Source organism: Paraburkholderia antibiotica (assembly GCF_012927125.1).
Taxonomy (GTDB): domain Bacteria; phylum Pseudomonadota; class Gammaproteobacteria; order Burkholderiales; family Burkholderiaceae; genus Paraburkholderia; species Paraburkholderia antibiotica.
Map to the genome: position 1 here is coordinate 18,053 of NZ_JABBFZ010000028.1, position 23,350 is coordinate 41,402.

The following is a 23,350-nucleotide window of genomic DNA, read 5'->3' on the forward strand; positions in this document are numbered from 1 at the left end:
CGGCGAGGGCGGTGCATCGAGGTCGCGCTGACATCGCGCGATTGCATCGTTTCCGCTTCGATGCAACGCGCCGCCATGCCTCGCCGCCGCGACCCGCCACTTCACACACTTCACACTCGACGCTCAGCCGAGGTTGAAGTCGATCCCCTGCGCGAGCGGCAGCGCCGACGAGTAGTTCACCGTGTTGGTCGCGCGGCGCATATAGGCCTTCCATGCGTCCGAGCCCGACTCGCGCCCGCCGCCGGTTTCCTTCTCGCCGCCGAACGCACCGCCGATCTCCGCGCCGCTCGGCCCGATATTGACGTTGGCGATCCCGCAGTCGCTACCCGATGCGGACAGGAAGCGCTCCGCTTCACGCAGGTCAGTCGTGAACACGCACGACGACAGACCGTGATGCGCGGCGTTGTTCGCTTCGACCGCGTCGGCGAAATCGCTGTAGCGCAGCACGTACAGGATCGGCGCGAAGGTTTCCTTCAGCACGACCGCCGTTTGCGACGGCATCTCGACGATCGCCGGGCGCACATAGTGGCCACCCTCGTAACCCTTCACGTCGACGCGTTCGCCGCCGAACACCTTGCCGCCCTCGGCCTTCGCCTGCTGCAGCGCTTCCTGCATGCGGTCGAACGATTGACGGTCGATCAGCGGTCCCATCAGCGTGCCCTTTTCGAGCGGATTGCCGATCGGCACACGGCTATACAGCTGCTTCAGACGCTCGACGGTCTTCTCGTACACGCTGTCGTGCACGAACAGACGCCGCAGCGTGGTGCAGCGCTGACCGGCCGTGCCGACCGCCGAGAACAGGATGCCGCGCAGCGCGAGTTCATGGTCCGCCGTTTGCGTGACGATGCCTGCGTTGTTGCCGCCGAGTTCCAGCAACGAGCGGCCGAAGCGCTTCGCCACTTCGACGCCGACCTTGCGGCCCATTTCCGTGCTGCCGGTCGCACTGACGATCGACGCGCGCGGATCGGCCACCAGCTTTTCGCCGACGTCACGCCCGCCGTTGATCAGCGCGGTCAGGCCGGCCGGCGCATCGCCGAATTCCTTCAGCACGTCGCCGAGAATCTTGTTGACCGCGACCGCCGACAGCGGCGTCTTCTCCGACGGCTTCCAGATCACCGCGTTGCCGCACACCAGCGCGAGCGCCGCGTTCCACGACCACACCGCAACCGGGAAATTGAACGCCGAGATCACGACGCAGGTGCCCATCGGATGCCAGCTCTCGGCCATCCGGTGGCCGGGGCGTTCGGACGCGATCGTCAGACCATACAGTTGACGCGACAGACCGACCGCGAAATCGCAGATGTCGATCATTTCCTGCACTTCGCCCATCCCTTCCTGCAGGATCTTGCCGGTCTCCAGCGACACGAGGCTGCCAAGCGCGTGCTTCTGTTCGCGCAGACGGTTGCCGAGCAGCCGCACCAGCTCGCCGCGACGCGGCGCCGGCACGTTGCGCCAGGTGGCGAACGCCTCCTTGGCCTGCGCGAGCGCCGTATCGACCTCGGCCACGGTGTTGCTGGCCACACGGCCGATAAGCTCGCCGCTGACCGGCGAATGAACCGCGATGTCGCCGGCTTGCGCGGCTTGAGCAATGCCGAGATCGGCGAGGATGGTGGACACGTCCATTTGAACCCCTTTAATTTCCGATACGAAACAAGAGTAAGTTCGGAAACTATACACGCGGGTTTTTACCGCGGCAAGAAGGTTCGAAACGGGTAAAACGCGGGTTGACAGCGGCGCCCGAGTTTCCATAAGGAAACATCGGGGCGTGAGGAGGAATGCACGGCGGCCCGCCGCGAGCGGGTCGCCGCTGTGTGCTGGCGCTTAGAACGAGGTGCGCAGACCGGCGGTGACGACCCACGGATTGAAGCCCGGGGTGACCGTCGCATAGGTCGAGTTGAGCAGCGCGAAGCCCTGGGTCGAGTGGCTGTTGTTGGTGATTCGCGCGGCGTAGCCGTACAGCTGCGTGCGCCTCGACAGGAAATACACGTAGCCGACGTTATAAGCCATCGCGCGCGCGTCGCCGTTCTCGATGCGGCGCGCAACGCCCAGTTCGATGTCGCCGGGGCCGGCCGGAATCCGCGCGTTCAGCATGAACGACGACGCGAACCACGCGGTGGAGTCGGTGCGCTTCGAATACAGATAGTTCGCGCCGATCACGTTGTTGGAGTTGGGGATCTGATACGTCGCGCCGACGATCTGCGTGATTTGCGACGATGCCGACAGCGTCGTCGCGTTCTCGTAGTACTGGTAGCGGTTCACGCCGTAGCCGAGCATCAGCCCGTTCTTCGCGTACTGCACGTTCATGCCGAGATTGCGGCCGTCGGCGGTCTGCCCGCTCGCGTTCTGCGCGCCGAACGAATAGCCGAGTTCCGCCGAGAAGCCGCCGAGCGTATTCGGTGTGCGGTAGCGCACCGAGTTCGAATAGAAGCCGCCGGTGCCCGACTTGCCGAGCGTCGTCGTGTGTTGCAGCGACATGATCGCGGCCGGGTTCGACAGGCCGTAGGTGCCGACGTCCGAACCGAGGTAGACCCAGTAGATCGGCAGATACAGATTGCCGGCGTCGATGCTGCCGTAGCGATCGCTCGACAGACCCACCGCCGCGCCCCGATTGAACATCGTCGCGCCGCCGCCCACGCCGGTATAGGTATTGAAGCCGGTTTCGAGCTGGAAGTTCGCGTGATACCCGCCGCCCAGATCCTCGCTGCCACGGAAGCCGAAGCGCGACGCCTGCAGGTTGCCGCTCGCGGCCATCGCGGTCGGCGACACATTGCTATTGAACTTGCCGTACTGCACCGCCGCGTCGACGATCCCGTACAGCGTGACGCTCGATTGCGCATGCGCGGCCGGCACGCCCGCGCATGCGGCGGCAAGCGTACACAGCTTGAGGCCGTGGCCGAGCAGACGGCGTTTGCCGCCGCGCGTGCGGTGAGTGTCGGGTTGCGAGTTGCGGTTTTGCGTACCGCAGTAGTGCGAAGTATTTTTTTCGGCTGCCATCAAAGCGTCTCCAGACCTGTATTTTCTGTTTTAATCACACCCACGAACTTCGATCGAACTTCAACCGAAGCTCGATCGCTCCACTTCAATCGATCCGTCTCACCCCACCACCGACACCTGCGCGAGCCCCGCATCGACGACGAGGTTCTGCCCAGTGATCGCCGCGGCCTGCGGGCTCGCGAGGAACAGCACCGCGTCGGCGATATGCGAGGGCTCGACGCGAAACTTCAGACATTGCAGATCGATGAACTGCTTATCGGCGCTCGCATCGCGCCACAGCGCGCTTTGCCGTTCGGTGACGACCGCGCCGGGCAACACTGCGTTCACGCGGATGTTCTGTTCGCCGAGTTCGCGCGCGAGCGTGCGCGTGATGCCGGAAATCGCCGCCTTCGACGCGGTATAGCCGATCAGATTCGGCCGCCCGCGCAGCCACGAAATCGAGCCGAGATTGATGATCGAGCCGCCGCCGGCCGCCTGCATCGCGGGGACGACGCGCTGCGTCGCGAACACGTGATGCGTGAGATTCACCGCGAGCATGTCGTGCCACATCTCGACGCTCAGATCGCCGAGCGCGTGACGCGTATCGCGGCCCGCGTTGTTCACGAGCGTGCGGATCGGGCCGAACGCGCGCGCCGCGTCGTCGAGCACAACGCGATAGGCGTCGATGTCGCGCACGTCGCAAACGGCGAACCACGGCTTCAGACGCTTCACGTCGTCGCCGTTGTCGGTCGCGGCGAGACGTTCGCACAAGGCCTGGGCCGCCGCGCTATCGATGTCGCAGAACGCGACCTGTGCGCCCTGCTCCCAGAACGCTTCGACCAGCGCTTCGCCGATGCCGGACGCGCCGCCGGAAATGAACGCGAGCTGGCCCGCGAGGCCCGGATAAAGTGGCCGTGATGTCATGACTGTGTCCTTGCAGATTCGGGTGTGGGCGGCGACAGCGTGAGCCGCATCCGCGCGTCGAGCGTCGCACCCGCTTCGAGCACGTGCATCGCCGGCTCGACACCGTTGAGCGCGTTATTCGGATGGCTGACCGGCTCGAACGCGTAGAACGGCTGGCCTTCGGGGCGAAACAGCACCGCGCAGCGCAACGCTTCGCTCGCGTCGATCGCTATGCGGTGATGCGGCGAGTCGATCGATGCGGCGCGGCTCCAGCCGGTGAAGCAGTTGTCGATCACCGTGTCGTCGAGTGGCCGCGGTGCCGGCGGTGCGACGCTTTCGCACGGCAGCCGGTCGGGACCGCTGACCAGCATCGCGTCCCAGTGCGTAACGAGCCGCGTGTTGCCGAGCGCCGTCTGCAGCGGGAAGAACGGATGCCAGCCGAGCCCGGCCGGCGCACGGCGCGCGTCGAGATTGGTGAGGCTCATCGTCAACACGAGCGTGTCGCCTTCGATGCAAAAACGCTGCCGCGCTTCGAACGCGAACGGCCACGAACTATCGGGCGTATGGCTCAAACGCAGAGCGAGCGCGGTGTCGCTGTGCGACTCCACCGCCCATTCGCGCTGAAAGCCGACGCCATGAATCGAGTGCGGCTCGTCGGGGAAATTCGTGTGCAGCGTATAGGCCTCACCGTCGAACTCGAAGCGCGCGAAGCCGACGCGATTCGAAAACGGCACCAGCGGATAGCACGCGGTCTTGCGCACCAGCGCCGCCGCGAGGTGTTCGTCGGTGGTCGGGCGCAGCACGTCGTGACCGCGCCAGCGCGCATCGACGACCGAACCGCCGAGCGACGGCGCGAGCCGCACGCGCCACGCGTCGCTGGTCAGTTCGAGCAGGGGATGAACGGCGCTCATCTCAGTACGGGCCGCCCGCATTCTCGGCCGGCTGCGCGTCGGTCAGCTCGGCGATGAACGCATTGGCCTGACGCATCATCATGCCCATGTCCGATGCGATCGCGACGAAGTCGTAGCCCATCTCGACGAACTCGCGCACCATCGCCGGCGTCGGTCCGACGATGCCGATCGGCACGCCCACCGCGTTCGCGCGGCGCGCGCAATCGGCCAGCGCCGCGCGCACTTCCGGGTCGGCGAGATTGCCGATCTTGCCCATTGCCGCCGACAGATCGCCGGGGCCGACGAACAGCGCATCGACGCCCGGCACCGCGGCGATCGCTTCGAGTTGCGCGATCGCTTCCGGCGTCTCCAGTTGCAGGATGCAGGCGGTCGCTTCGTTCGCGCGTTTGCCGAATTCGCTCCACGTGCCGTAGCGGCTCGCCCGATGCATCGCCGCGAAACCGCGCGTGCCGAGCGGCGGGAACTTCGTGCACGCGACAGCCGCGCGCGCTTCCTCGACGCTCTGCACGAACGGGAACATCAGCGTCGGTGCACCCATGTCGAGCGCGCGCTTCGCGAGCGTCGGGTCGGTCTTCGCGAGCCGCACGATCGGCGCCGCGCCGCCGCAATCCACCGCCTGCAGCAGATGCAGCACGTCGGTGAATTCGAGCGGCACGTGTTCCATATCGATCAGCAACCAGTCGAAGCCGGCATGGCCGAGCGCTTCGGCGCTCGCGGGCGAGCTCGCCATCAGCCACGTGCCGAGCGGTTTCGCGCGCATCGTGCTGGTGCCGGCCGGTGCTTTCAGCGCATCGCGGAACGCATTGCGCGTGGGGTCCTGTCTGTATCGTTGAGTCATCACGTATCCTGGGGAAGCTGAAGAATCAGAAGATGGGCGGTTCGACCGGTTCTTCGAAGCCGGCGAGGAAGTCGAAATCGCAGCCCTGGTCGGCCTGCGTGACGTGATCGACGTAAAGGCGGATGTAGCCGCGCTGGCGCGGTTTCGGCGGCGCACGCCACGCTTCGCGGCGAGTGGCCAGTTCTTCGTCGGACAGCAGCACATCGATGCGCCCCGCCGCGACGTCGAGCTCGATCACGTCACCGGTACGGATCAGCGCGAGCGGGCCGCCCGCCGCCGCCTCGGGCGCGACGTGCAGCACACAGGTGCCGTAATGGGTGCCGCTCATGCGCGCATCGGAAATGCGCAGCATGTCGCGCACGCCGGCGGCAAGCAGCTTCTTCGGGATCGGCAGATTGCCCCACTCGGGCATGCCCGGCGCGCCGATCGGACCGCCGCCGCGCAGCACCAGCACGGTGTCCGCATCGACGTCGAGATCGGGCGCGTGAATCTGCGCATTCATTTCGGCGACCGAATCGAATACCAGCGCGCGGCCGCGATGCTTGAGCAGATGCGGACTCGCCGCGCTCGGCTTGATCACGGCGCCCGACGGCGCGAGGTTGCCGCGCAGCACCGCGAGCGCCGCGCCTTCGGTGACGGGGTTATCGAGCGCGCGGATCGCGTCTTCGCCTTGCGGACGCATGCCCGCCTCGAAGGCCGCGAGGTTTTCGCCGAGCGTGTTGCCGTTCACCGTCAGGCAGTCGAGCGACAGCCGCGCCTTGAGCTGCGCGAGCAACGCCGGCAAACCGCCCGCGTAATAGAAGTCCTCCATCAGCCGCGCGCCCGACGGGAAGATGTCGGCGAGCACCGGAATGTTCGCGCCGACGCGCGAGATTTCATCGAGCGTCAACGGCACGTTGCCACGGCCCGCGATCGCGATCGTGTGAATCGCCGCATTGGTCGAGCCGCCGAGCGCCATATACGCGACGATGCCGTTCTCGACCGCCGCGCGATTGAAGAAACGGCTCGGCTTCAGGTCCTCCCACACCATCCCGACGATGCGTTCGCCGCTCGCCGAGCACATGCGCGGATGCGCGGAATCCATCGCCGGAATGCTGGTCGCGCCGGGCAGCGTGAAGCCCATCGCCTCGACGATCGAGGTCATCGTGCTGGCGGTGCCCATCGTGTTGCACGTGCCGGGCGCACGCGTCATCCGCGCTTCGAGCGAAATCCATTCGGTCTGCTCGAGATTGCCGGCCACGTATTCGTCCCAGAACTTCTTCGTATGCGTGCCCGCGCCAACCGCCTGGCCGCGATGGCGATCGCTCAGCATCGGGCCGGCCGGCACGAAGATACACGGAAGATCCGCCGACAGCGCGCCCATCAGCAAACCCGGCGTGGTCTTGTCGCAACCGCCCATCAGCACCGCGCCGTCGATCGGCAGCGAGCGCAGCAGCTCCTCGGTTTCGATCGCGAGCAGGTTCCGGTAGATCATCGTGGTCGGCTTGACCATCACCTCGCCGAGCGACATCGCCGGCAGTTCGAACGGCATGCCGCCCGCCTGCAGGATGCCGCGCTTGACCGCCTCCGCGCGCTCGCGCAGATGCGCGTGACACGGCGACAGATCGCTCCACGTATTGATAATCGCGATCACCGGTCGCGACATGAATTCCTCGCGGCGCAAACCCATCTGCTGCAGACGCTGACGATGCGCGAACGAGCGCATGTCGTCGGGCGCGAGCCAGCGCTGGCTGCGCAGATCGGCGAGTTGTTTGAGCTTGAGCTTGTCTTCTTGCACGATAGTGAGAGCCGAAGGCTTAGGAAGAGGGTTGGGACCGCGCATGCTGCGCGGCGAAGGCCGAGGTCACCGCGGGAGCGACGAGGCTCGCGCCGGCGCAGGCCAGCAACACGAACACGACACGGCGCACCGCGCTCGGCGACCAGCCCGGCGGATAACGGCGCGCGAGCCACGTCAGCAGCAGCACGACCGGCAGCGCCTCCAGACTCAGCGCGACCGAGTCGGCGCCGAAGCGGCCTTGCTGCAGCACGATCAACAACCGCAGCACCGCGTTCACCGCGAAAATCAGCACCAGCGTGTCGCGCACGACCAATCGGTCGAGCGGCTGGCGATACAGGTGGAACACCATCGGCGGCCCGGCGCTCGCGAACACGCCGCCCATCACGCCTGAGAGCACGCCATAGAAACCGAATTCGCCCGGGCCCGACAACTGCGCACGCGGCTTCGTCTGCACGACCAGCAGCACGCTGCACGCGAGAATCGCGATACCGAGCACGACGCGCAGCACGCCGATCGCGTTATCGGACAGCCACGCGAGCAGGAACGCGCCGAGCGCGACGCCGACGAGGCTGCTGCCGAAGGTCGGCGCGACGATCGCGCGCGGCAACGGCGGCATCCGGCGCACCAGCAGCGCGGCGTTCGCGAGCACCATCACCGTGACGACGTTCGCGGCGACCGGCAGCGGCGCGAGATGAAACACCGCGACGAGGCCCAGCAACACGAGGCCGAACGCGAAGCCGGTCAGGCTCTGCGTGAACGTCGCGAGCGCGACGCACAGCGCGAACATCAGGTGATGGAACCACGGCGCGCCGCTCATCACAGATCCTTCGCGAGCGCGAGCCATTGCGCGGCCCGCGCGGCGCCACGGCGCACGAACACCGGCGGCTCGCCGAGCGGCGCGGCGACCGTCACACGCTGGCCGCCGTCATGATCCGCACCACTCCACAGATGCGTCCACGCATCGCCAGCCGGCAGATAGACGCTCCATTCGGCGGCGCCCGCCGCATGCACCGGCGCGACCAGCAGATCGCGGCCGTACAGGTACTGGTCCTGAATCGCGTAGGTCGCGGCGTCGTGTTCGTAGTGCAGGAACAGCGGCCGCTGCAACGGCAGACCGCGCGCCGCCGCTTCGTCGACGAGCCCCTGCACGTAGGGCTTCAGCGCGACGAACAGACGCGTCATCCGCGCGAAGTGCGCGAGCACGCCGGCGTCCTGCCAGAACTGGAAGTTCTCGGCGGGACGATTGCCTTCGTGCGTGCGCATCACCGGCGTGAACGCGGCCATTTCGGCCCAGCGCTGGAACAGCTCGGGTGTGCGCACGTTGCCGAACAGGCTCGTATAACCGCCGATGTCGCTGTGGTGATACGCATTGCCGAGCAAGCCCGACGACAGCGCGCCGCAGATCACCGTCTGCAGGCCGTCGTGGCGCGTGAAATCGACCGACTGGTCGCCGGCCCACAGCAGCGGACAATGCGCCTGCACGCCCGTGTAGCCCGCGCGCATGAAGAACAGCGCGTCGCCGGAGCGGCCCGCGCTAGCGATCGCGCGCGCGTTGACTTCGGCCCACAGCGTCGGCCACGCGTTGTGCATCAGCATCGCGTCGACGCCGTTGGCGAGCGCGAGGTCGGTCGGCAGATATTCGCCGAAGTCGGCCATCCAGCCGTCGAGGCCGCGCTCGAGCATTTCAGCGCGAATCACGCGCTCCTCGAACCAGCGCGCCGCCGCCGGATTCGTGAAGTCGACCACGCCGCAATCGAACTCGCCGAAATCGACGAGGTAGTCGCCGCCGTCGACGCGCGTCGCCAGATAGCCGGCCGCGCGCGCTTCTTCATACAGCGAACCGTCATTACACAGATACGGGTTCACGTAACCGAGGAAACGCACACCGTCCTGCTTCAGTTGCGCAAGCCACGCGTCGTGATCCGGATAGCGCTCGTCGTTCCAGCGCCAGTTCCAGAACAGCCGCTTGCCGAACGAGGTCTGACGGATGCCGGCCCAGTCCTCGCACCACAAGCCGCTGACCGCGACGCCCGCCGCACGGCTCGCGTCGAAAATCTGCTGCGCGTGCTCACGGCCGTTCTTCAGACCGAGGATCGCGCCATCCATCACCCAACTCGGCAGCGCCGGCTGACGGCCGAAGCGCAGCGAGATACGCTCGACCAGCTCGACGAAGGTATCGGCGACGATGAATTCGAGTCGCTCCGGCACCGCCCAGAATTGCAGCTCGTGCCAGTCGTCGTGACGGAAATCAAAGTCCGCATACGCGGTCGTTTCGGCGTGCAGGCAGTACTTGCGCGACGACACGAAGGTCGGTTGCGGATAGTTCGTGTGGTAGTAGTCGCCGCCCGCCTTCGAGGTCACGTCGGCCTGCCACGTCAGATGCGTGCTCTTGTCGCGACCGACGCCGGGCTCCGAGGTCCACAGCGGAAAGTGCCGGCCGCGCAGGTCGAAATACGACATCTGCTCGCCGCAGCCCCACACGTGTTCATCGGCCTGCGCGGGCACGCGCCACCACACGCGATTCAGCGACGCGTTGCCGGTCAGCTCCAGCGTCGCGCCGTTCGCGGTGCGCCGCGCGACGACGGTCAGCTCGGCCGGCGCGCCCGGCTGACGGGCGAGTTCGATGCGCACGCTGCCGTCGGCGTCGTGGGTGAGGCGCGCATCGCGCAGCGCCACGCGTTCGTCGACGTAATCGCTGATATCGAAGTTGCCGCGATACATCTCGACCGTCGGCGTGCCGTGCCCGACGAACACCGCCGGCGCCTGCGGGGTGTGCTCGAACAGCGTGCGGTTCGCCACGCGCAGCACCACGCTGCCGTTTGCCTGACCGTTCGACTCTGTCTGCCAGTCCATCACTTTCGTCCTTGCTTCGTATTGCAGAGTAATCAGTGCCGATGTTCCGACGGCGTCGCGTGCCATTCGACACCGCGCTGCGCGACCGTCGCCGCGCGGCGGCGGAACAGCGCGATCAGCGCCGCGGCCACGCACCAGGTGATCGCCATCCACACGATGTAGTCGGTCGTCACGCCGCCGTGCCGCGCGACGCCAAGCGGCGAGAACGTCAGATACAGGCTCACCAGCATCGCCATCAGCAGCACGCTCATCGTGCTGGCGAAGCGCCACGGCGTCAGGTCGCCGTGCTGGCGGAAGTGCGGCTCATACGGCACCGCGCGCGGATAGCGGATGCCGAGCAACAGCATCAACGCGACTTCGCAGACGAACAGAATGCCCATGATGTGAATGAAGTTGATCCCGTACACCTTGTCGACCTTGAACACGAAGATCAGCAGCGTGTAGGCGATCACGTGTAGCAGCAGCACGACCTTGGCCGGCAGCGCGGCGATCTTGCTGTTGAAGAAGCCCACCAGCACGACGGCGATGATCGGAATGTTGAAGAAGCCGGTGAAGCGACGCATCACCGTGTAGATGCCGTCCGGCGCGTACATCAGCAGCGGCGCGATCAGCAGCGACACCACCGCGATCGCGACGCTCGCGGTCTTGCCGACGCGAATCAGTTTTTCGTCGGAGGCCTGCGGTTTCCACACCTTGTAGAAGTCGAACGCGACCAGCGTCGCGGTACTGTTGATCACCGCGTTGAAGTGGCTCATCACCGTGCCGAACAGCACCGCGACGAAGAAGCCCTTCGCCCACCACGGCAGCAGATCGGCGACCAGTTGCGGATACGCGAGGTCAGGCCGCGCGAGCGGATTGCTCTTGTACAGATGAAACGCGATCACGCCGGGCAGCATCATCACGATCGGCACCAGCAGTTTCAGCAGGCCCGACAGCAGCACGCCCTTCTGCCCTTCGGCGAGATTCTTCGCCGCGAACGTGCGCTGCACGATCGCCTGGTTGGTACACCAGTAGAACAGGTTCGCGAAGATCATCCCGGTAAACAGCGTGCCGAACGGCACCGAATCCTTCGGGCCGCCGATCGCCGACAGCTTCTCCGGCGCCTGCGTCGCGACCATGTGAAAGCCGCTGAAGAAGTCGCCGTGGCCGAGCGCGTAAAAACCGAGCACCGGCACCATCAGACCCGCGATCAGCAGACCGATACCGTTGATCGTGTCCGACACCGCGACCGCGCGCAGCCCGCCGAAGATCGCGTACATCGCGCCGATCGCGCCCGAGAACCACACCAGCAGCGTGATCGTCGCCGGATACGAGGTGCCGAGCAGCGCCTGCACGCCGAACACCTGGTTAAACGTGATCGCGCCGAGATACAGACCCGACGGATTCACGACCAGCATGTAGCCGACCACGAAGAACGCGCTGACCACGCGCCGCGTGGTGGCGTCGAAACGCTCTTCGAGGAATTGCGGCAACGTCGAGAAACCGCCGCGCAGATAGCGCGGCAGGAAGAACATCGCGAGCGCGACGGTCGCGACCGCCGCCGTGCACTCCCACGCCATCGCGGACAGGTTGTGCGCGTACGCGTCACCGTTCAGGCCGACCATCTGCTCGACCGACAGATTGGTCAGCATCATCGAGCCGGCGATGAACCAGCCGGTCAGCCCGCCGCTCGCCATGAAGTAGCCGCGCGCGCCGACGTCTTTCGCGCGGCGCGTGAACAGGTAGGACACAAAGCCGACCAGCGCGGTGAAGAAGGCAAAACTCAGTATCGTAAAAATGATCGTCTCCTCGGATGCTCTTCTGAGGTTAATGCGGGCGCTGTCTGGTGGGCACGGTCGAATGCCGGCGTCATTTTCGCAGCGCTACGATTTTGAGGCAAAAAAATCGACTGCTTCCTGCAAATCCTTGAATCAGCCGCGCCAGCGCGGCTCGACGAGGCCGGGCACCGTGGTTCGCAGCGCAAAGAGACCGCCGGCGAGCGGCTCGCGCGCGAGTTCGTCGGCGGGACGGCCCGCGCGGGCGCTCGTCACGTACAGCGTGCGCAGGTCCGGACCGCCGAACGCGCACATCGTCGGGCATGTGACAGGCAGCGGATAAACCGCGTCGACGCGACCGTCGGGCGTGAAACGCACGACCCGGCCGCCTTCGTAGAACGCGCTCCAGTAGTAGCCTTCGGCGTCGACCGCCGCGCCGTCCGGGCGGCCGCGATCCTGCGGCGTGGGCTCGACGGTGATCCAGTTTTCGCGCGGACCGCACGCGCCGGTCGCGGCGTCGTAGGCCGAGCGGTAGACGGTGAAGCGCGGCGTGTCCGAGTGATACAACCAGCGGCCATCGGGACTGAACGCCAGACCGTTCGACGTCATCAGCCCGGCGCTGAGCGCATCGAGCGTCGCGCTGGCTTTGGTCATGTTCAGGCGATAGAGATGGGCGTGGCCGCCCGCCTTCGGTTCGTCGATCGTGCCGGCGAAGAAACGGCCGGCGGCGTCGCAGCGGCCGTCGTTGAAGCGGCTCGTTTGCGGATTTTCGGGGTTGGCGGCGAGCATCTTCAGCGGCTTCGCATCGCTATCAAGCGTCCAGACACCCGAGCGCAGACCGGCGATAAAGCCGCCGCCCTCGCGCAACGAAAAGCAGCCGATCGATTCGGGCAACGCGAACGTCGCCGTCGCGCCGCTCGCCGGATCGAAACAATGCAGCGCCGGCGCGAGAATGTCGACCCAGTACAGCACGCGCTCACGCTCGTCCCATCGCGGACATTCGCCCAGCTGGGCGCGCGCGTCCAGCACGCAGCGAAACTCGGTGGACTGGGATTCAGCGGTCATGGTCGGGTGGGACGAAAAGGTCTCGCAAACGGTGCGATAGGGAAACGATAGAGCGGCGACGAGCGCCGCGATCATCCTCTTCTGGCGAAAATCGCAGCGCTGCGAAATAATAGCGCTACGATTCTGGACAGGGCCATCAGGGTTATCCCCGATCGGATAATTCGTTGCGCTACGGGTTTAGAATGACAAATCGCGCCGCGTGGCATTGGCGGCCCCCTCCGAAATGTGCCGAATGTCCCAGACCAGCAAAGCTCCCACCCGCATTCGACGCGGCACCAACCGCGTCACCATGGACGACGTCGCGGCACGCGCACGTGTTTCCGCCAGCTCCGTTTCGCTGTTCCTGCGCAATCCGGATGCAGTGTCGCCGCGCATCGCGCCGCGCATCAAGCAGGCCATCGAAGTGCTCGGCTATGTGCCGAACCTGCTCGCGGGCAGCCTCGCCGCGGCGCGTACCCGCGCGATCGGCGTGGTCGTGCCGTCGCTGAGCAACGCGTTCTTTTCGGCGACCGTCGCAGCGATGCAAAAGGAGTTCGACCGCCACGGCTATCAGCTGCTGCTCGGCGCGAGCGACTACGACACCGCGCGCGAAACGGGCCTCGTGCGCACTTTCCTGTCGTGGTCGCCCACTGCGCTCGTCGTGACCGGCTGTCGCCATGACGACGCGACGCGCACGCTACTGCGCCAGGCGCGCGCGCCGGTCGCCGAGATGTGGGAGCTCGGCGGCGAGCCGTTCGATCTGCAGGTGGGCTTCTCGCATCGCGCGGTCGGCGAGACGCTGGCCGAGCATTTGTATGAACTGGGCGCGCGCCGGATTGCCTTCGCCGGGGCACGCATGACCAGCGACTTGCGCGCGCGGCAGCGCTGCGACGGCCTGCGCGACTGGCTGGCGAAGAAAGGCGTCGAGGTATTCGTCGTCGATCTGCAAAGCGGCGCATCGCCGACGAGCGGCGGCGACGCGCTCGGCGCCGCGCTCGCAGGCATGCCCGACCTGCAGGCAATCGCCTGTTCGAACGATGTGATGGCCTTAGGCGTGCTGTTCGAGGCGCAGCGGCGCGGCATCGGCGTGCCGGATCAACTGGCGGTGACCGGCTTCGGCGCGCTGCCGTTCAGCGAAGTCTGCGTGCCGCCGCTGACGACGATCCAGCCGCACGCGGCGACGATCGGCTTACGGATTGCGCAGGAGTTGCTGCAACGGCTGGAAACGCAAGGCGATACCGACAGCACCGCGAGCGCGGACGGCGCGCCGGAACCGCAGGTGGTCGACGTGGGGTTTCAGCTGGTCGTCAGACAGAGCAGTCTGACGACGCGGGCGGTCGCGGCGAGCGAGGTGTCCTGACGCGTGTGCGTCAGGAGCCGAAATCCGCTGCGGTTTGCGGTGACGTCTGCACGGTCGGACGCATCTGCCGCGCGAATTGGCGCCGGCATGCGGCGCGGTTCTGAGGCGTGCCCGTCGCGAAACTGACGGAATCGCACTGCGCCGACAGCACGGGCGGCGCGGCACTCGCGGCCGAAGACGATGCATCGGGTGCAGCAGCCAGGACCGGCTGAGCCACGGCCATGCCCAACCACGCCGCAACGAGGAACCACTGTCTGGAAGGCTTCATGATGAGGGCGAGCGCGCAACCTCCCGGCGCGAAAACCTGTTCCGCCGGCCGAGCGTCTTCAGCGCTGAGGAACGTGAAGTGAAGCTTTGAGTTTAGGCGAGAGTAGACCGCCCTTCTACCGCGTTCGCCACAACTTACTCTTCCAGCACGCGCTAATTATCAGCACTGCGACGCCATCCGTGGCACGGTGGCACCACGTCATGGCTGCGCCACACCGTCCCCCTCCACTGCCGTCATCAACCGGTCGACGAGCGCCCGCGCGAATGGCGGCAGATCCTTCAGACTGCGCACGCAGATCTTCAGCTTGCGCTCGGCCCACGGATCGTTGAGGCTAACGAGCGCGATCTGCATCGTCCTGCGATGCCGCAGCGCGACCGATTCCGGCACGATGCCGATACCGACGCCCGCCTCGATCATCCGGCACGCGGCCTCGAAGTTGCCGACCTGGATGCGCAGCTTGAGGCGCGCGCCGAGCGCATCGGCGGCACTGATGATGAACGCGTGAATCGCGCTCGACGTCGGCAGACTCACGAAGTTCGCGTCGAGCAACTGCGAGAAATCCACCGACGGCAGCTGGGCGAACGGATGATCGAGCGACGTGACCAGCACGAGCCGATCGTCGCGATACGGCAGCATTTCCAGATGCTCCGCATGCACGTTGCCCGCGACGATGCCGATATCGGTCGCGCTGTCGGCGACCCCCTTGACGATCTCGCCGCTCAGCACCTCGCGCAGATCGATGTTCACGTCCGGATGATCGCGCAGGAAACGGCTCAGCACGGCCGGCATGAACTCGCTGATCGCGGTCGTGTTGGCCCAGATGCGCACATGCCCCTTGATGCCCTCGCCGTACTCCTGCATGTCGCCCGCCAGATGTTCGACGCGTTCGAGCACGAGCCGCGCGTGATGCACGAACGCCTCGCCGGCCGGCGTCGGCGTCACACCCTGACTGGTGCGGTAGAGCAGCTTGAAACCAAGCTGCTCCTCCAGGTTCTTCACGCGATTGCTGGCGGCCGGCGCGGACAGGTGCGAACGCTCGGCGGCACGCGCGAGATTACGCGTGTCGGCGATGTGAAGGAGCAGACGAAGATCGACGAAATCGAAGTGCATGATGAAAGCTGCTCGCGAAACATGGGCGGGACAAACTTTCATCTTAACCGGGCGCGGGGCGATCGGGCCGGGAAGCCGGCTTGGGCGTTACCCGGATTGTGGGTTCGACGATGCGATGAACGCGATGGACGCGATGGACGCGATGGACTGGCTCGCGTCTGCTGCGGCGTACTGTCATTTCGAATACGGGTGCCTATACTTCGACCGAAGCACAGTAGGTGTGGGGATAGGTCGGCCTCTTGTCCCGCGGTTTGCCGAGCTTGTCGTCGCGAACCTCGGACAGGCCATCGCTGCGATAAGCGATCCCCCTGATCGAACAGGATCGGCAAGTTGCGCATTTCCGCATTTCGCCAGAGCGATCGCAAAGATCGCAGAAGAGTTTCGTGAGTGTTCCTTTCGTCAATTCATGGGATGGTGAAAATCATGGGGCACAAGAAAGAGAGGAAGTCCGATCATCACGAGAGTTCGAAATCAGAAGCGAAGCCGAAGCTTGGGCGGAAGGAGTATGAAGAGCAGATGGCCAGGCTGCACGTCGAATTGGTGAAACTGCAGTTCTGGGCGAAGCGGACCGGCGCGAGGATTATCGTGATCTTCGAAGGTCGAGACGCAGCCGGAAAAGGCGGCGTGATAAAGCGAATCACCGAGCGGGTCAGTCCGCGCGCATTCCGGATCGTCGCGTTGCCGGCGCCATCCGAGCGGGAGCGCACTCAGATCTATTTTCAGCGCTACTTCATGCACCTACCCGCGGCGGGCGAGATCGTGATTTTCGACCGAAGCTGGTACAACCGCGCGGGAGTCGAACGAGTCATGGGGTTCTGCACGGACGAGCAGTATCACCGCTTCCTGAAGCTCTGCCCTGCATGGGAAAACGACATCATCGAGTCGGGCGTGACGCTGATCAAGTACTGGTTTGAAGTCAGCATGGAGGAACAGACCCGCCGATTCTCCGAGCGCATGACCGATGGCCGCAAGATCTGGAAGCTGAGCCCGATGGACCTGGAATCGCACCGGCGCTGGTACGACTATTCGCGTGCTCGCGATGCCATGTTTGCCGCGACCGATACGAAGACGTCGCCATGGTACGTGGTCGCGGGCGATGACAAACGACGCGCCCGCCTGAACTGCATCTCCCATTTTCTGAACCTGATTCCTTACGACGAGATCTCGCTACCCGAGGTCGAGCTTCCGCCCAGGCAAAAGGCAGAGGGTTATAAGGAACCTGACCATCCGTTCAGATGGGTGCCTGATAAGTATTGAGGCGTGGTTTGGTTTTTATCCGGTGCGGTGGGCAGGTGCCTGTGTTGAGACTTAGCCGCTAATCGTAGGCATCCGCGAGATGGAGGAAACGGTCGAGCGTAGATGAAGCTGCGCTCGACCGCTTTCCATATCCTCAACGCAGCCTACCTGTAATCCGCGCGTTGAGTCTGCTGATGCATCGGCTCGCACGGTGCGAAATCTTGGCCATCCTTCAGCGCAATGCATCGAACACCTGGTCTCGATCGCTGTTCTAACGCACGTTAAGCCGACTTTTGCAACATCTCCGCTTGCGGCATCGCGTCGGTATCGGGGGAAATCTCTTCGAGCGTTTGCTGACTCGTTTCGATCCGCAGCGCGAGAATCGCGACGCTCAGCAACAACAGCACGCTGCCGACCATCACCAACACACCCGTCACGCCGAATTGCGTATAGAGCAGCAATGCGACATACGGCGTCGACATCGAGGCCGCGCGTCCGCAGGTGCCGGCGACACCCGTGCCGCGCAACCGATACGCAGTCGGGAACAGCTCGGGGATATAGCCGAACAGACCGAGCGTGCAGACCGTATAAATCGTCGTGACGAGCGCGAAGCCGACTACCGCGATCGTGACCGGATCGCGCATCTGCACGTAGATGAAGCCGAGCAGGATCGTCGCGAGCGAGAACAATACGATGCCGTTGCGTCGACCGATGCGGTCCGTGACGAGATAGCCGACCACCGCGCCGGCCGGCGCGCCGAACGACATCAACAGCACGAAGCCGAGCGACTGCACGATCGTCAGCCCTTCCTTGACGAAGAACGTCGGCAGCCACGCGACGAAGCCATACAACGACATGTTGATCGCCATGCAGGTCAGCGCCGCGACCAGCGTGCGACCGATCATGCCGCGCGCGAACAGCGCCGAGAACGGAGCGGCCGGCACCTCGTGACTGACCACGCGCGCGACCGGCGGCAACTTGCCGACGCGCGCCTCGACTTGTCGCTCGATCGCGGCGACGGTCGCCTCGGCCTCTTCGAGCCGGCCGACGGTTTCGAGCCAGCGCGGCGACTCCGGCATCCGATGCCGCAGGAACCACACGACAAGCGCGCCGACGCCCGCGATCGCGAACATGTAGCGCCAGCCGAGATGCGGGATCACCCAATAGCCGATCGCCGTCGCGCCGAGCAGCCCCGAGTTGATGATGAGCGCGAGCAGCGCGGTCCATCGACCGCGCGTGGCAGGAGGCACGAACTCGCACAGCGTGCCGGCCGCGACGACGAGCTCGGCGCCGAGACCGACGCCCATGATGAAGCGCAGCAGGATCAGCCAGTAGATGTTCGGCGCGAAGGTCGCGACGATCGACGCGATGCCGAAGATCGCGAGATTCGCCTGATAGGAATAGCGACGGCCGAATTTGTCGCCGAGGTAACCCGATAGCCCGGCGCCAATCATCATGCCCATGAAGGTGGCGGAGATGAAGAACGAGCCGAGGCGTAGATCGGTGAAACCGGATTTGACCATCGCGGCGAGGACGCCGCTGGCGAGGTAGATATCGAAGGCGTCGAGGAACGCGCCCGCGCCGATCAGGCCGAGGATGTTCCAGTGGAAACGGCTGATGGGAAGGCGGTCCAGACGGGCGCCGGAGTTGACGGTGGGCACGGGGTGTCTCCTGTTTAAGGCTGCGCGAGGGTGCTGGGCTCGCGCGAAGTGCTGGGCTGCGGGCTGCTTTTTGTTTGGTGGAGCGTTTGGTGAGGCGGTTGTGAGGCGGCAGCTTTTTTATGCAGGGTGGTTAGTGGTGAGTGGTTGTTTGGGTTGCTCCGCTTGTTCAGGTTGCTCAGTCTTTTGATGCGTGGTTTGGGGTTAAGAGTGCGGGATGTGGCGTGGGGTGGGAATTGGGTTTTTTGGAGGGGGGTGTTTTGGTTTGGTTAAGGGTGGGGAGTTATGCGATATGCAAAATTGCTTACTTGCTCGGGGTCAGTTATCACTGAAATCAAAGATGATCATCAGTTTCACGAAAACGCTTGAAAATCCAATCGGCATAAAATTTCAACGAAAATATTAAAAAAGATAAAGAATTCTGATAAGTTTGTCGTTAAAGTGGAACATGCAGGGGTTTAGACATGCTGACACTTATTCGAAGATGCCCAGTCCCGTCATTTGAACCGGTGCCAATCGCTTGCCCAACACTTGATAATATCCCTGTCTGATAACAGCATTAACGAATTTTTCTGCAACGGCTCCTGGTTAGCAATTCAATCTCAAGCCATTTAGATCGAGCGTCAAACCTACGTATGCGATTGATAGACGTATATTGGAATCTGACAAATTTCCGCGTTCGGCCATCTGCGGTCACTTGGCATCAATGCATAGATCGCCAATAATTTTTATGGAAAAATCAAACTGACAAAATTTTAAAAACTATGATTACGGCGCTAGCGTCTCTTCCGGGCACAGCACCCCTGCAACCACATCAAAAAATATCATCAATGAGCACAACGAATAAGATTACTCCATCAAACCCCCGTCTGGGCGCACTACTTTCTGACGTCAGCAGAGGAAATATAAAAATTCCCGTTTTCCAACGAGAATATGTCTGGAAGGATGAGCAAATCATGAGCCTTTTAGACTCGATTTATCATGGATATCCAGTCGGATCCCTTCTCCTTTGGAGTACAAAGGAGTCTTTGAGACATGAGCGTGATGTAGGCGGCTTTAAACTTCCCAAAACGCCCGAAGATTTTCCGGTCAACTATCTCCTCGATGGTCAGCAACGACTGACCACTTTGTACGGCGTCTTCAACTCAGATGCGGAAACAGCTGAGCCAGAGCTTGCACAACGATTTAACGTCTCGTTCGTTCCGGGAAAGGGGATTTTTGTACACACAAGCGTTGCCGATACTGAAAAAAGTATCAATCTGCGTTCGATTCTTGATACGACAAGACTACTCCCCGAGTTGGCGAGATTTTCGCCTGAAGATCAACGAACAATTGCAACGCTAACCGAAAGATTTAAAGATTATGAATTCCCTGTTGTCACCATTCGAGAAAGATCAAATCAGGAGGTCTGCCGGGTGTTTCAGAGAATTAACTCGTCCGGAACCAGTCTGTCGACATTGGAATTGCTTTCGGCATGGACTTGGTCAGATCAATTCAATCTCGTAAATGAAATCAAGGAATTACTCGACCGATTGTCCGATAGCGGTTATGAGGAACTAGGCGAAGAACTGGTTCTTCGCTGCCTGACTGCCGTTGTCCTAGGTACGATTGACGCGGAGGATTTGGTCGATACACCTCCAAATCAACTGATTCAAGGCATGACAAAGTTGAAGCAGGCAATGTACTCCACAGTTGATTTTCTGGAAAAGGAGTTACGAATCAGAAACGTTGTCTTCGTACCTTTCCCTATAATGCTTGTTCCGCTAGTCGCGTTTTACGCCCGTACGCTCAAGCCCACTGCGGAGCAAATTCTTGGACTGAAACGTTGGTTCTGGCATTGCGTCTTCACTCAAAAATATAAGGCTGGAACAAACACTGCCGTTGTAGAAGATCTGAAGAAAATGGAAATTTTAGCAACAGATTTTTCAGTATTTTCGGCTTTAGATGCAAAAATTGATTCCGAGATTTTCAAGAAAACTTGGCGAATTAATTCAACGATTGCCAAAGCTGCAATTTGCATGCTTGCACAAGCAACACCTCGTAGCTTTTTGAATGGTAATGTAGTCGACCTAGGATCGGTTATGTCTGCATACAATGCACGAGAATTTCATCATATTTATCCGAAAGCATTTTTGGCAACGCAAGGAATCCAATTTCACCAATCCAATATCATCGCAAACGTCTGCCTACTAACTTCATCAGACAATAGAAGCATTAGTGACGAAAACCCAGCGACTTACATGCCGAAAATTCCCTCAGATCTAAAGAATCAAATTGCAGACAGCGCCCTAATACCGAGGACGCTGCTAGACGGCTCCAAGACTTACGCAGAGTTCATTGAGGCAAGGGCTAATCTGCTCGTAGAAAAAGCACAATCGTTAGTGAAAACGGGGAAACTCTGACGTTTCCCCCTAAGTACCAGCTTGACCGACCGCGCGAGAAGCTGCCGTTTTCCTAACGCTCAGTTGATCGACCGTTCTCATCAAGCTTGGAGCGTTCGATTTCGAGATTTCCAGGGCAATCGTAATGAGTCAGCTTCCGTCCTTCTCATCTATCGAGAAGCGCCCAGTCGCAATTCTGTGATCATGGCCGGTCAGCCGTCCACCAATTTACGCGAAGTACTCGCGGACGGACGACTGGCCATACCGCCTCACCAAGCTTGCTCCTTCCGCCTACCATTTTCTCCACAAAATCCAAATGCGAGATAGCCCAGCCTCTACAATCATCAAGCCGCCGGGAAACACCCAGCGACCAGGTTTGACAGCCTGCAACGTTTAACCCGCACGCCTGCCCACGCAGGCCGTGCGCTTGCTTCTGCGCGTCTATATTCCAATGGGCGGGCCGTGGTGGGAGAGCCGCAAGGTTCGCTGGTTTTGGTTAAACGCCAGTCTGTCAATCCCGCCATCGTGCCCGCTCACCACTTCCCCGAAAGTGACTGTCCGAGCGAGCACCCCACGAAGCACTTGGGAGAAGATCGCGCATGACCACGTCCGTCAAAAATCAACCCGCTTCCCGTCCGCCCGTCGACGCACTCCAGTACGAAAAGCTCGCCCTTTCCGCATTCGATCTATGCGACCGCCAGGTGGCGCAACTGGAAACCCTGATCACGCTCGTATCCTCAATATGTAGTAATCCTGCCATTACACGCGACGAACGACGGCATCATCGAAAGCTTCTCGAATTGCTGCTGGACACGACGGAGCAGTATCAAATGGAACTCGAATGCGACCGCGAACTGTTCCAGGTCATCGCACTCGATGCAAAAGGTGTCCCGCAAAGCCGCATTACCGCACGCCACGCAGCCACGCTGCTCGCCGACACATCGCAGAGAACGAAAGCACCCATTGCCTGCGCAAAAGGATCGCGACGCAAGCGATCCTCCACGAAAAGCGCCGCTGCCTTGACTGCGGACATCACGCGACGCCCCGTCACCACATCGCACTAAGCAATCAAGTTCAAGCTAAAAAAAACAAAGACCTGTCGAAAGACAGGTCTCCGATCACACCGCAACCCCTCGCAACCCGCGAAGTCTCACAACAACAACATCAACCAAACCCCAGCTCAAACAACCTCCACCTGCCGCTCCCTCTCCAACTCCCTAACCAACGGCAACACCCACTTCCCAAAGTACTCCACCTCTTCAATGAAGTGCAGAAACCCGGTCAAGATAAGATCAACCCCCACCGCCTTCAACTCGACGATACGCTCCGCAATCTGCCGCGGCGTACCAATCAGATTCGTGCGAAAGCCATCGTTATACTGCACCAGATCTTCGAAACTCGATTTGGCCCAATTCCCCTCACCCTCCGGCGAAGCCTTACCCGCCTGCTTGACCGCATCGCCGAACGCTTTCACCGCATCCACGTGCGCATGCTGGATGATGTCATCAAGCACAGCCTTCGCCTCTTCTTCCGTATCGCGAGCAATCACGAAAGCATTCACACCAATGCGCACCTTGTGATTGTTTTTTGCCGCCTTCGCCTGAATATCGTCGATCTGCGCTTTAAGGTTTTCCGGCGTATTGCCATTGGTGAAATACCAGTCCGAAACGCTCGCCGCATTGTCACGCGCCGCGCGTGAACTACCGCCCTGAAAAATCTCCGGATGAGGCTTCTGCACCGGCTTCGGACTCAGCGTGTAATCGTTGAATCGATAGAAGTCACCCTTGAACGTAAAATTATCCTGCGTCCAGATGCCCTTGAGCGCCTGAATAAATTCATGCGAGCGACGATAGCGTTCATCATGTTCAAGCCACGGCTCACCAATCGCCGTGAATTCGCCCTTGAACCAACCACTCACCACGTTAATCGCAACGCGGCCATTGGAAATGTGATCGATGGTGGCGAGTTGCTTCGCGACCACGGCCGGATGCCACGGCCCGGGCAGAATCGCGGCCAGCACTTTCAGCTTGGTGGTGGCATGCAACAGCGCCTGACTGAACGAAACGGACTCATGTTGATATTCCGCGCCATAGCCGGCCGTAAAGCGAATCTGGCTCAGCGCGTATTCGAAGCCCGCCTTCTCCGCGGTTTGCGCGAGCTTCTGGTTGTACTCGAAACTCCAGTCGGTACGCTGTTCGATCGTACTAACGACCAAACCGCCGCTGACATTGGGTACCCAATAGGCGAACTTAACGGCGTCGTCCTGTGAACGGTTCTGACTCAT

General features: G+C 62.4%; 18 protein-coding genes. 5 read left to right on the plus strand and 13 right to left on the minus strand.

Annotated features, from left to right (window positions below):
• Positions 1-123 precede the first annotated feature (123 nt).
• From amaB to HHL14_RS29740, 10 genes are all read right to left on the minus strand, one after another.
• Complete coding sequence (gene amaB / locus HHL14_RS29695; protein ID WP_169501172.1) at positions 124-1,623, minus strand: L-piperidine-6-carboxylate dehydrogenase; 1,500 nt, start codon at positions 1,621-1,623, stop codon at positions 124-126.
• 198 nt (positions 1,624-1,821) lie between these two features.
• Positions 1,822-2,994 carry a porin gene (locus HHL14_RS29700; RefSeq protein ID WP_169501173.1) on the minus strand — a complete coding sequence of 391 codons (1,173 nt, stop codon included), beginning with the start codon at positions 2,992-2,994 and terminating at the stop codon, positions 1,822-1,824.
• A 99-nt stretch (positions 2,995-3,093) separates the two neighbouring features.
• The gene (locus tag HHL14_RS29705) at positions 3,094-3,897 is read right to left on the minus strand and encodes an SDR family NAD(P)-dependent oxidoreductase (RefSeq protein WP_169501174.1); all 804 of its coding nucleotides are present in this window, start codon (positions 3,895-3,897) and stop codon (positions 3,094-3,096) included.
• Positions 3,894-4,787, minus strand: coding sequence for an aldose 1-epimerase (locus tag HHL14_RS29710; RefSeq protein ID WP_169501175.1), 894 nt, complete (start codon positions 4,785-4,787; stop codon positions 3,894-3,896). Before HHL14_RS29710 ends, HHL14_RS29705 begins: the two co-directional genes overlap by 4 nt.
• A gap of 1 nt (position 4,788) precedes the next feature.
• Positions 4,789-5,625, minus strand: coding sequence for an HpcH/HpaI aldolase family protein (locus tag HHL14_RS29715; protein WP_230413264.1), 837 nt, complete (start codon positions 5,623-5,625; stop codon positions 4,789-4,791).
• A gap of 25 nt (positions 5,626-5,650) precedes the next feature.
• Entirely contained in the window at positions 5,651-7,402 is a 1,752-nt protein-coding gene (locus tag HHL14_RS29720) for an IlvD/Edd family dehydratase (RefSeq protein ID WP_329601753.1), read from the minus strand.
• 19 nt (positions 7,403-7,421) lie between these two features.
• Positions 7,422-8,219 carry a sulfite exporter TauE/SafE family protein gene (locus tag HHL14_RS29725; RefSeq protein ID WP_169501177.1) on the minus strand — a complete coding sequence of 266 codons (798 nt, stop codon included), beginning with the start codon at positions 8,217-8,219 and terminating at the stop codon, positions 7,422-7,424.
• Positions 8,219-10,255 (minus strand): alpha-glucosidase, encoded by a 2,037-nt coding sequence (locus HHL14_RS29730; protein ID WP_169501178.1) that lies wholly within the window; start codon positions 10,253-10,255, stop codon positions 8,219-8,221. Before HHL14_RS29730 ends, HHL14_RS29725 begins: the two co-directional genes overlap by 1 nt.
• Positions 10,256-10,287: 32 nt before the next feature.
• Positions 10,288-12,096, minus strand: a complete 1,809-nt coding sequence (locus HHL14_RS29735; protein ID WP_329601754.1) for a solute:sodium symporter family transporter — start codon at positions 12,094-12,096, stop codon at positions 10,288-10,290.
• Between the two features lie 69 nt (positions 12,097-12,165).
• Entirely contained in the window at positions 12,166-13,074 is a 909-nt protein-coding gene (locus tag HHL14_RS29740; protein WP_169501179.1) for an SMP-30/gluconolactonase/LRE family protein, read from the minus strand.
• A gap of 232 nt (positions 13,075-13,306) precedes the next feature.
• Between HHL14_RS29740 and HHL14_RS29745 the strand changes: the two genes are divergently transcribed.
• Positions 13,307-14,413, plus strand: coding sequence for a LacI family DNA-binding transcriptional regulator (locus HHL14_RS29745; RefSeq protein ID WP_169501180.1), 1,107 nt, complete (start codon positions 13,307-13,309; stop codon positions 14,411-14,413).
• 466 nt (positions 14,414-14,879) lie between these two features.
• Here the strand turns inward: HHL14_RS29745 and HHL14_RS29750 are convergent, their stop codons facing one another.
• The gene (locus HHL14_RS29750; RefSeq protein WP_169501181.1) at positions 14,880-15,791 is read right to left on the minus strand and encodes a LysR family transcriptional regulator; all 912 of its coding nucleotides are present in this window, start codon (positions 15,789-15,791) and stop codon (positions 14,880-14,882) included.
• On the opposite strand from HHL14_RS29750, the gene HHL14_RS29755 reads away from it, so the two are divergent.
• Entirely contained in the window at positions 15,790-16,209 is a 420-nt protein-coding gene (locus HHL14_RS29755) for a hypothetical protein (protein WP_169501182.1), read from the plus strand. The two genes, HHL14_RS29750 and HHL14_RS29755, sit on opposite strands and share 2 nt — an antisense overlap.
• A 5-nt stretch (positions 16,210-16,214) precedes the next feature.
• A complete protein-coding gene (gene ppk2 / locus HHL14_RS29760; protein WP_169501183.1) occupies positions 16,215-17,048 on the plus strand; it encodes a polyphosphate kinase 2 in 834 nt (277 codons plus the stop codon).
• A gap of 260 nt (positions 17,049-17,308) precedes the next feature.
• On the opposite strand, the gene HHL14_RS29765 is transcribed toward ppk2, so the two are convergent.
• Positions 17,309-18,688 carry an MFS transporter gene (locus HHL14_RS29765; protein ID WP_169501184.1) on the minus strand — a complete coding sequence of 460 codons (1,380 nt, stop codon included), beginning with the start codon at positions 18,686-18,688 and terminating at the stop codon, positions 17,309-17,311.
• 827 nt (positions 18,689-19,515) lie between these two features.
• Here HHL14_RS29765 and HHL14_RS29770 point away from each other — a divergent pair.
• Together HHL14_RS29770 and HHL14_RS29775 are read left to right on the plus strand one after the other, a co-directional pair.
• Positions 19,516-21,087 (plus strand): DUF262 domain-containing protein, encoded by a 1,572-nt coding sequence (locus HHL14_RS29770; RefSeq protein ID WP_169501185.1) that lies wholly within the window; start codon positions 19,516-19,518, stop codon positions 21,085-21,087.
• Positions 21,088-21,665: 578 nt separating this feature from the next.
• A complete protein-coding gene (locus HHL14_RS29775) occupies positions 21,666-22,130 on the plus strand; it encodes a hypothetical protein (RefSeq protein ID WP_169501186.1) in 465 nt (154 codons plus the stop codon).
• A gap of 116 nt (positions 22,131-22,246) precedes the next feature.
• Here the strand turns inward: HHL14_RS29775 and sfnG are convergent, their stop codons facing one another.
• Complete coding sequence (gene sfnG / locus HHL14_RS29780) at positions 22,247-23,350, minus strand: dimethylsulfone monooxygenase SfnG (protein WP_169501187.1); 1,104 nt, start codon at positions 23,348-23,350, stop codon at positions 22,247-22,249.

Bases quoted from the DNA above. Each gene is read 5' to 3' on its own strand.
- amaB (WP_169501172.1), bottom strand. From the start codon at position 1,623: ATGGACGTGTCCACCATCCTCGCCGATCTCGGCATTGCTCAAGCCGCG.
- HHL14_RS29700 (WP_169501173.1), bottom strand. From the start codon at position 2,994: ATGGCAGCCGAAAAAAATACTTCGCACTACTGCGGTACGCAAAACCGC.
- HHL14_RS29705 (WP_169501174.1), bottom strand. From the start codon at position 3,897: ATGACATCACGGCCACTTTATCCGGGCCTCGCGGGCCAGCTCGCGTTC.
- HHL14_RS29710 (WP_169501175.1), bottom strand. From the start codon at position 4,787: ATGAGCGCCGTTCATCCCCTGCTCGAACTGACCAGCGACGCGTGGCGC.
- HHL14_RS29715 (WP_230413264.1), bottom strand. From the start codon at position 5,625: ATGACTCAACGATACAGACAGGACCCCACGCGCAATGCGTTCCGCGAT.
- HHL14_RS29725 (WP_169501177.1), bottom strand. From the start codon at position 8,219: ATGAGCGGCGCGCCGTGGTTCCATCACCTGATGTTCGCGCTGTGCGTC.
- HHL14_RS29730 (WP_169501178.1), bottom strand. From the start codon at position 10,255: ATGGACTGGCAGACAGAGTCGAACGGTCAGGCAAACGGCAGCGTGGTG.
- HHL14_RS29740 (WP_169501179.1), bottom strand. From the start codon at position 13,074: ATGACCGCTGAATCCCAGTCCACCGAGTTTCGCTGCGTGCTGGACGCG.
- HHL14_RS29745 (WP_169501180.1), top strand. From the start codon at position 13,307: ATGTCCCAGACCAGCAAAGCTCCCACCCGCATTCGACGCGGCACCAAC.
- HHL14_RS29755 (WP_169501182.1), top strand. From the start codon at position 15,790: ATGATGAAAGCTGCTCGCGAAACATGGGCGGGACAAACTTTCATCTTA.
- HHL14_RS29750 (WP_169501181.1), bottom strand. From the start codon at position 15,791: ATGCACTTCGATTTCGTCGATCTTCGTCTGCTCCTTCACATCGCCGAC.
- ppk2 (WP_169501183.1), top strand. From the start codon at position 16,215: ATGGGGCACAAGAAAGAGAGGAAGTCCGATCATCACGAGAGTTCGAAA.
- HHL14_RS29770 (WP_169501185.1), top strand. From the start codon at position 19,516: ATGAGCACAACGAATAAGATTACTCCATCAAACCCCCGTCTGGGCGCA.
- HHL14_RS29775 (WP_169501186.1), top strand. From the start codon at position 21,666: ATGACCACGTCCGTCAAAAATCAACCCGCTTCCCGTCCGCCCGTCGAC.
- sfnG (WP_169501187.1), bottom strand. From the start codon at position 23,350: ATGAGTCAGAACCGTTCACAGGACGACGCCGTTAAGTTCGCCTATTGG.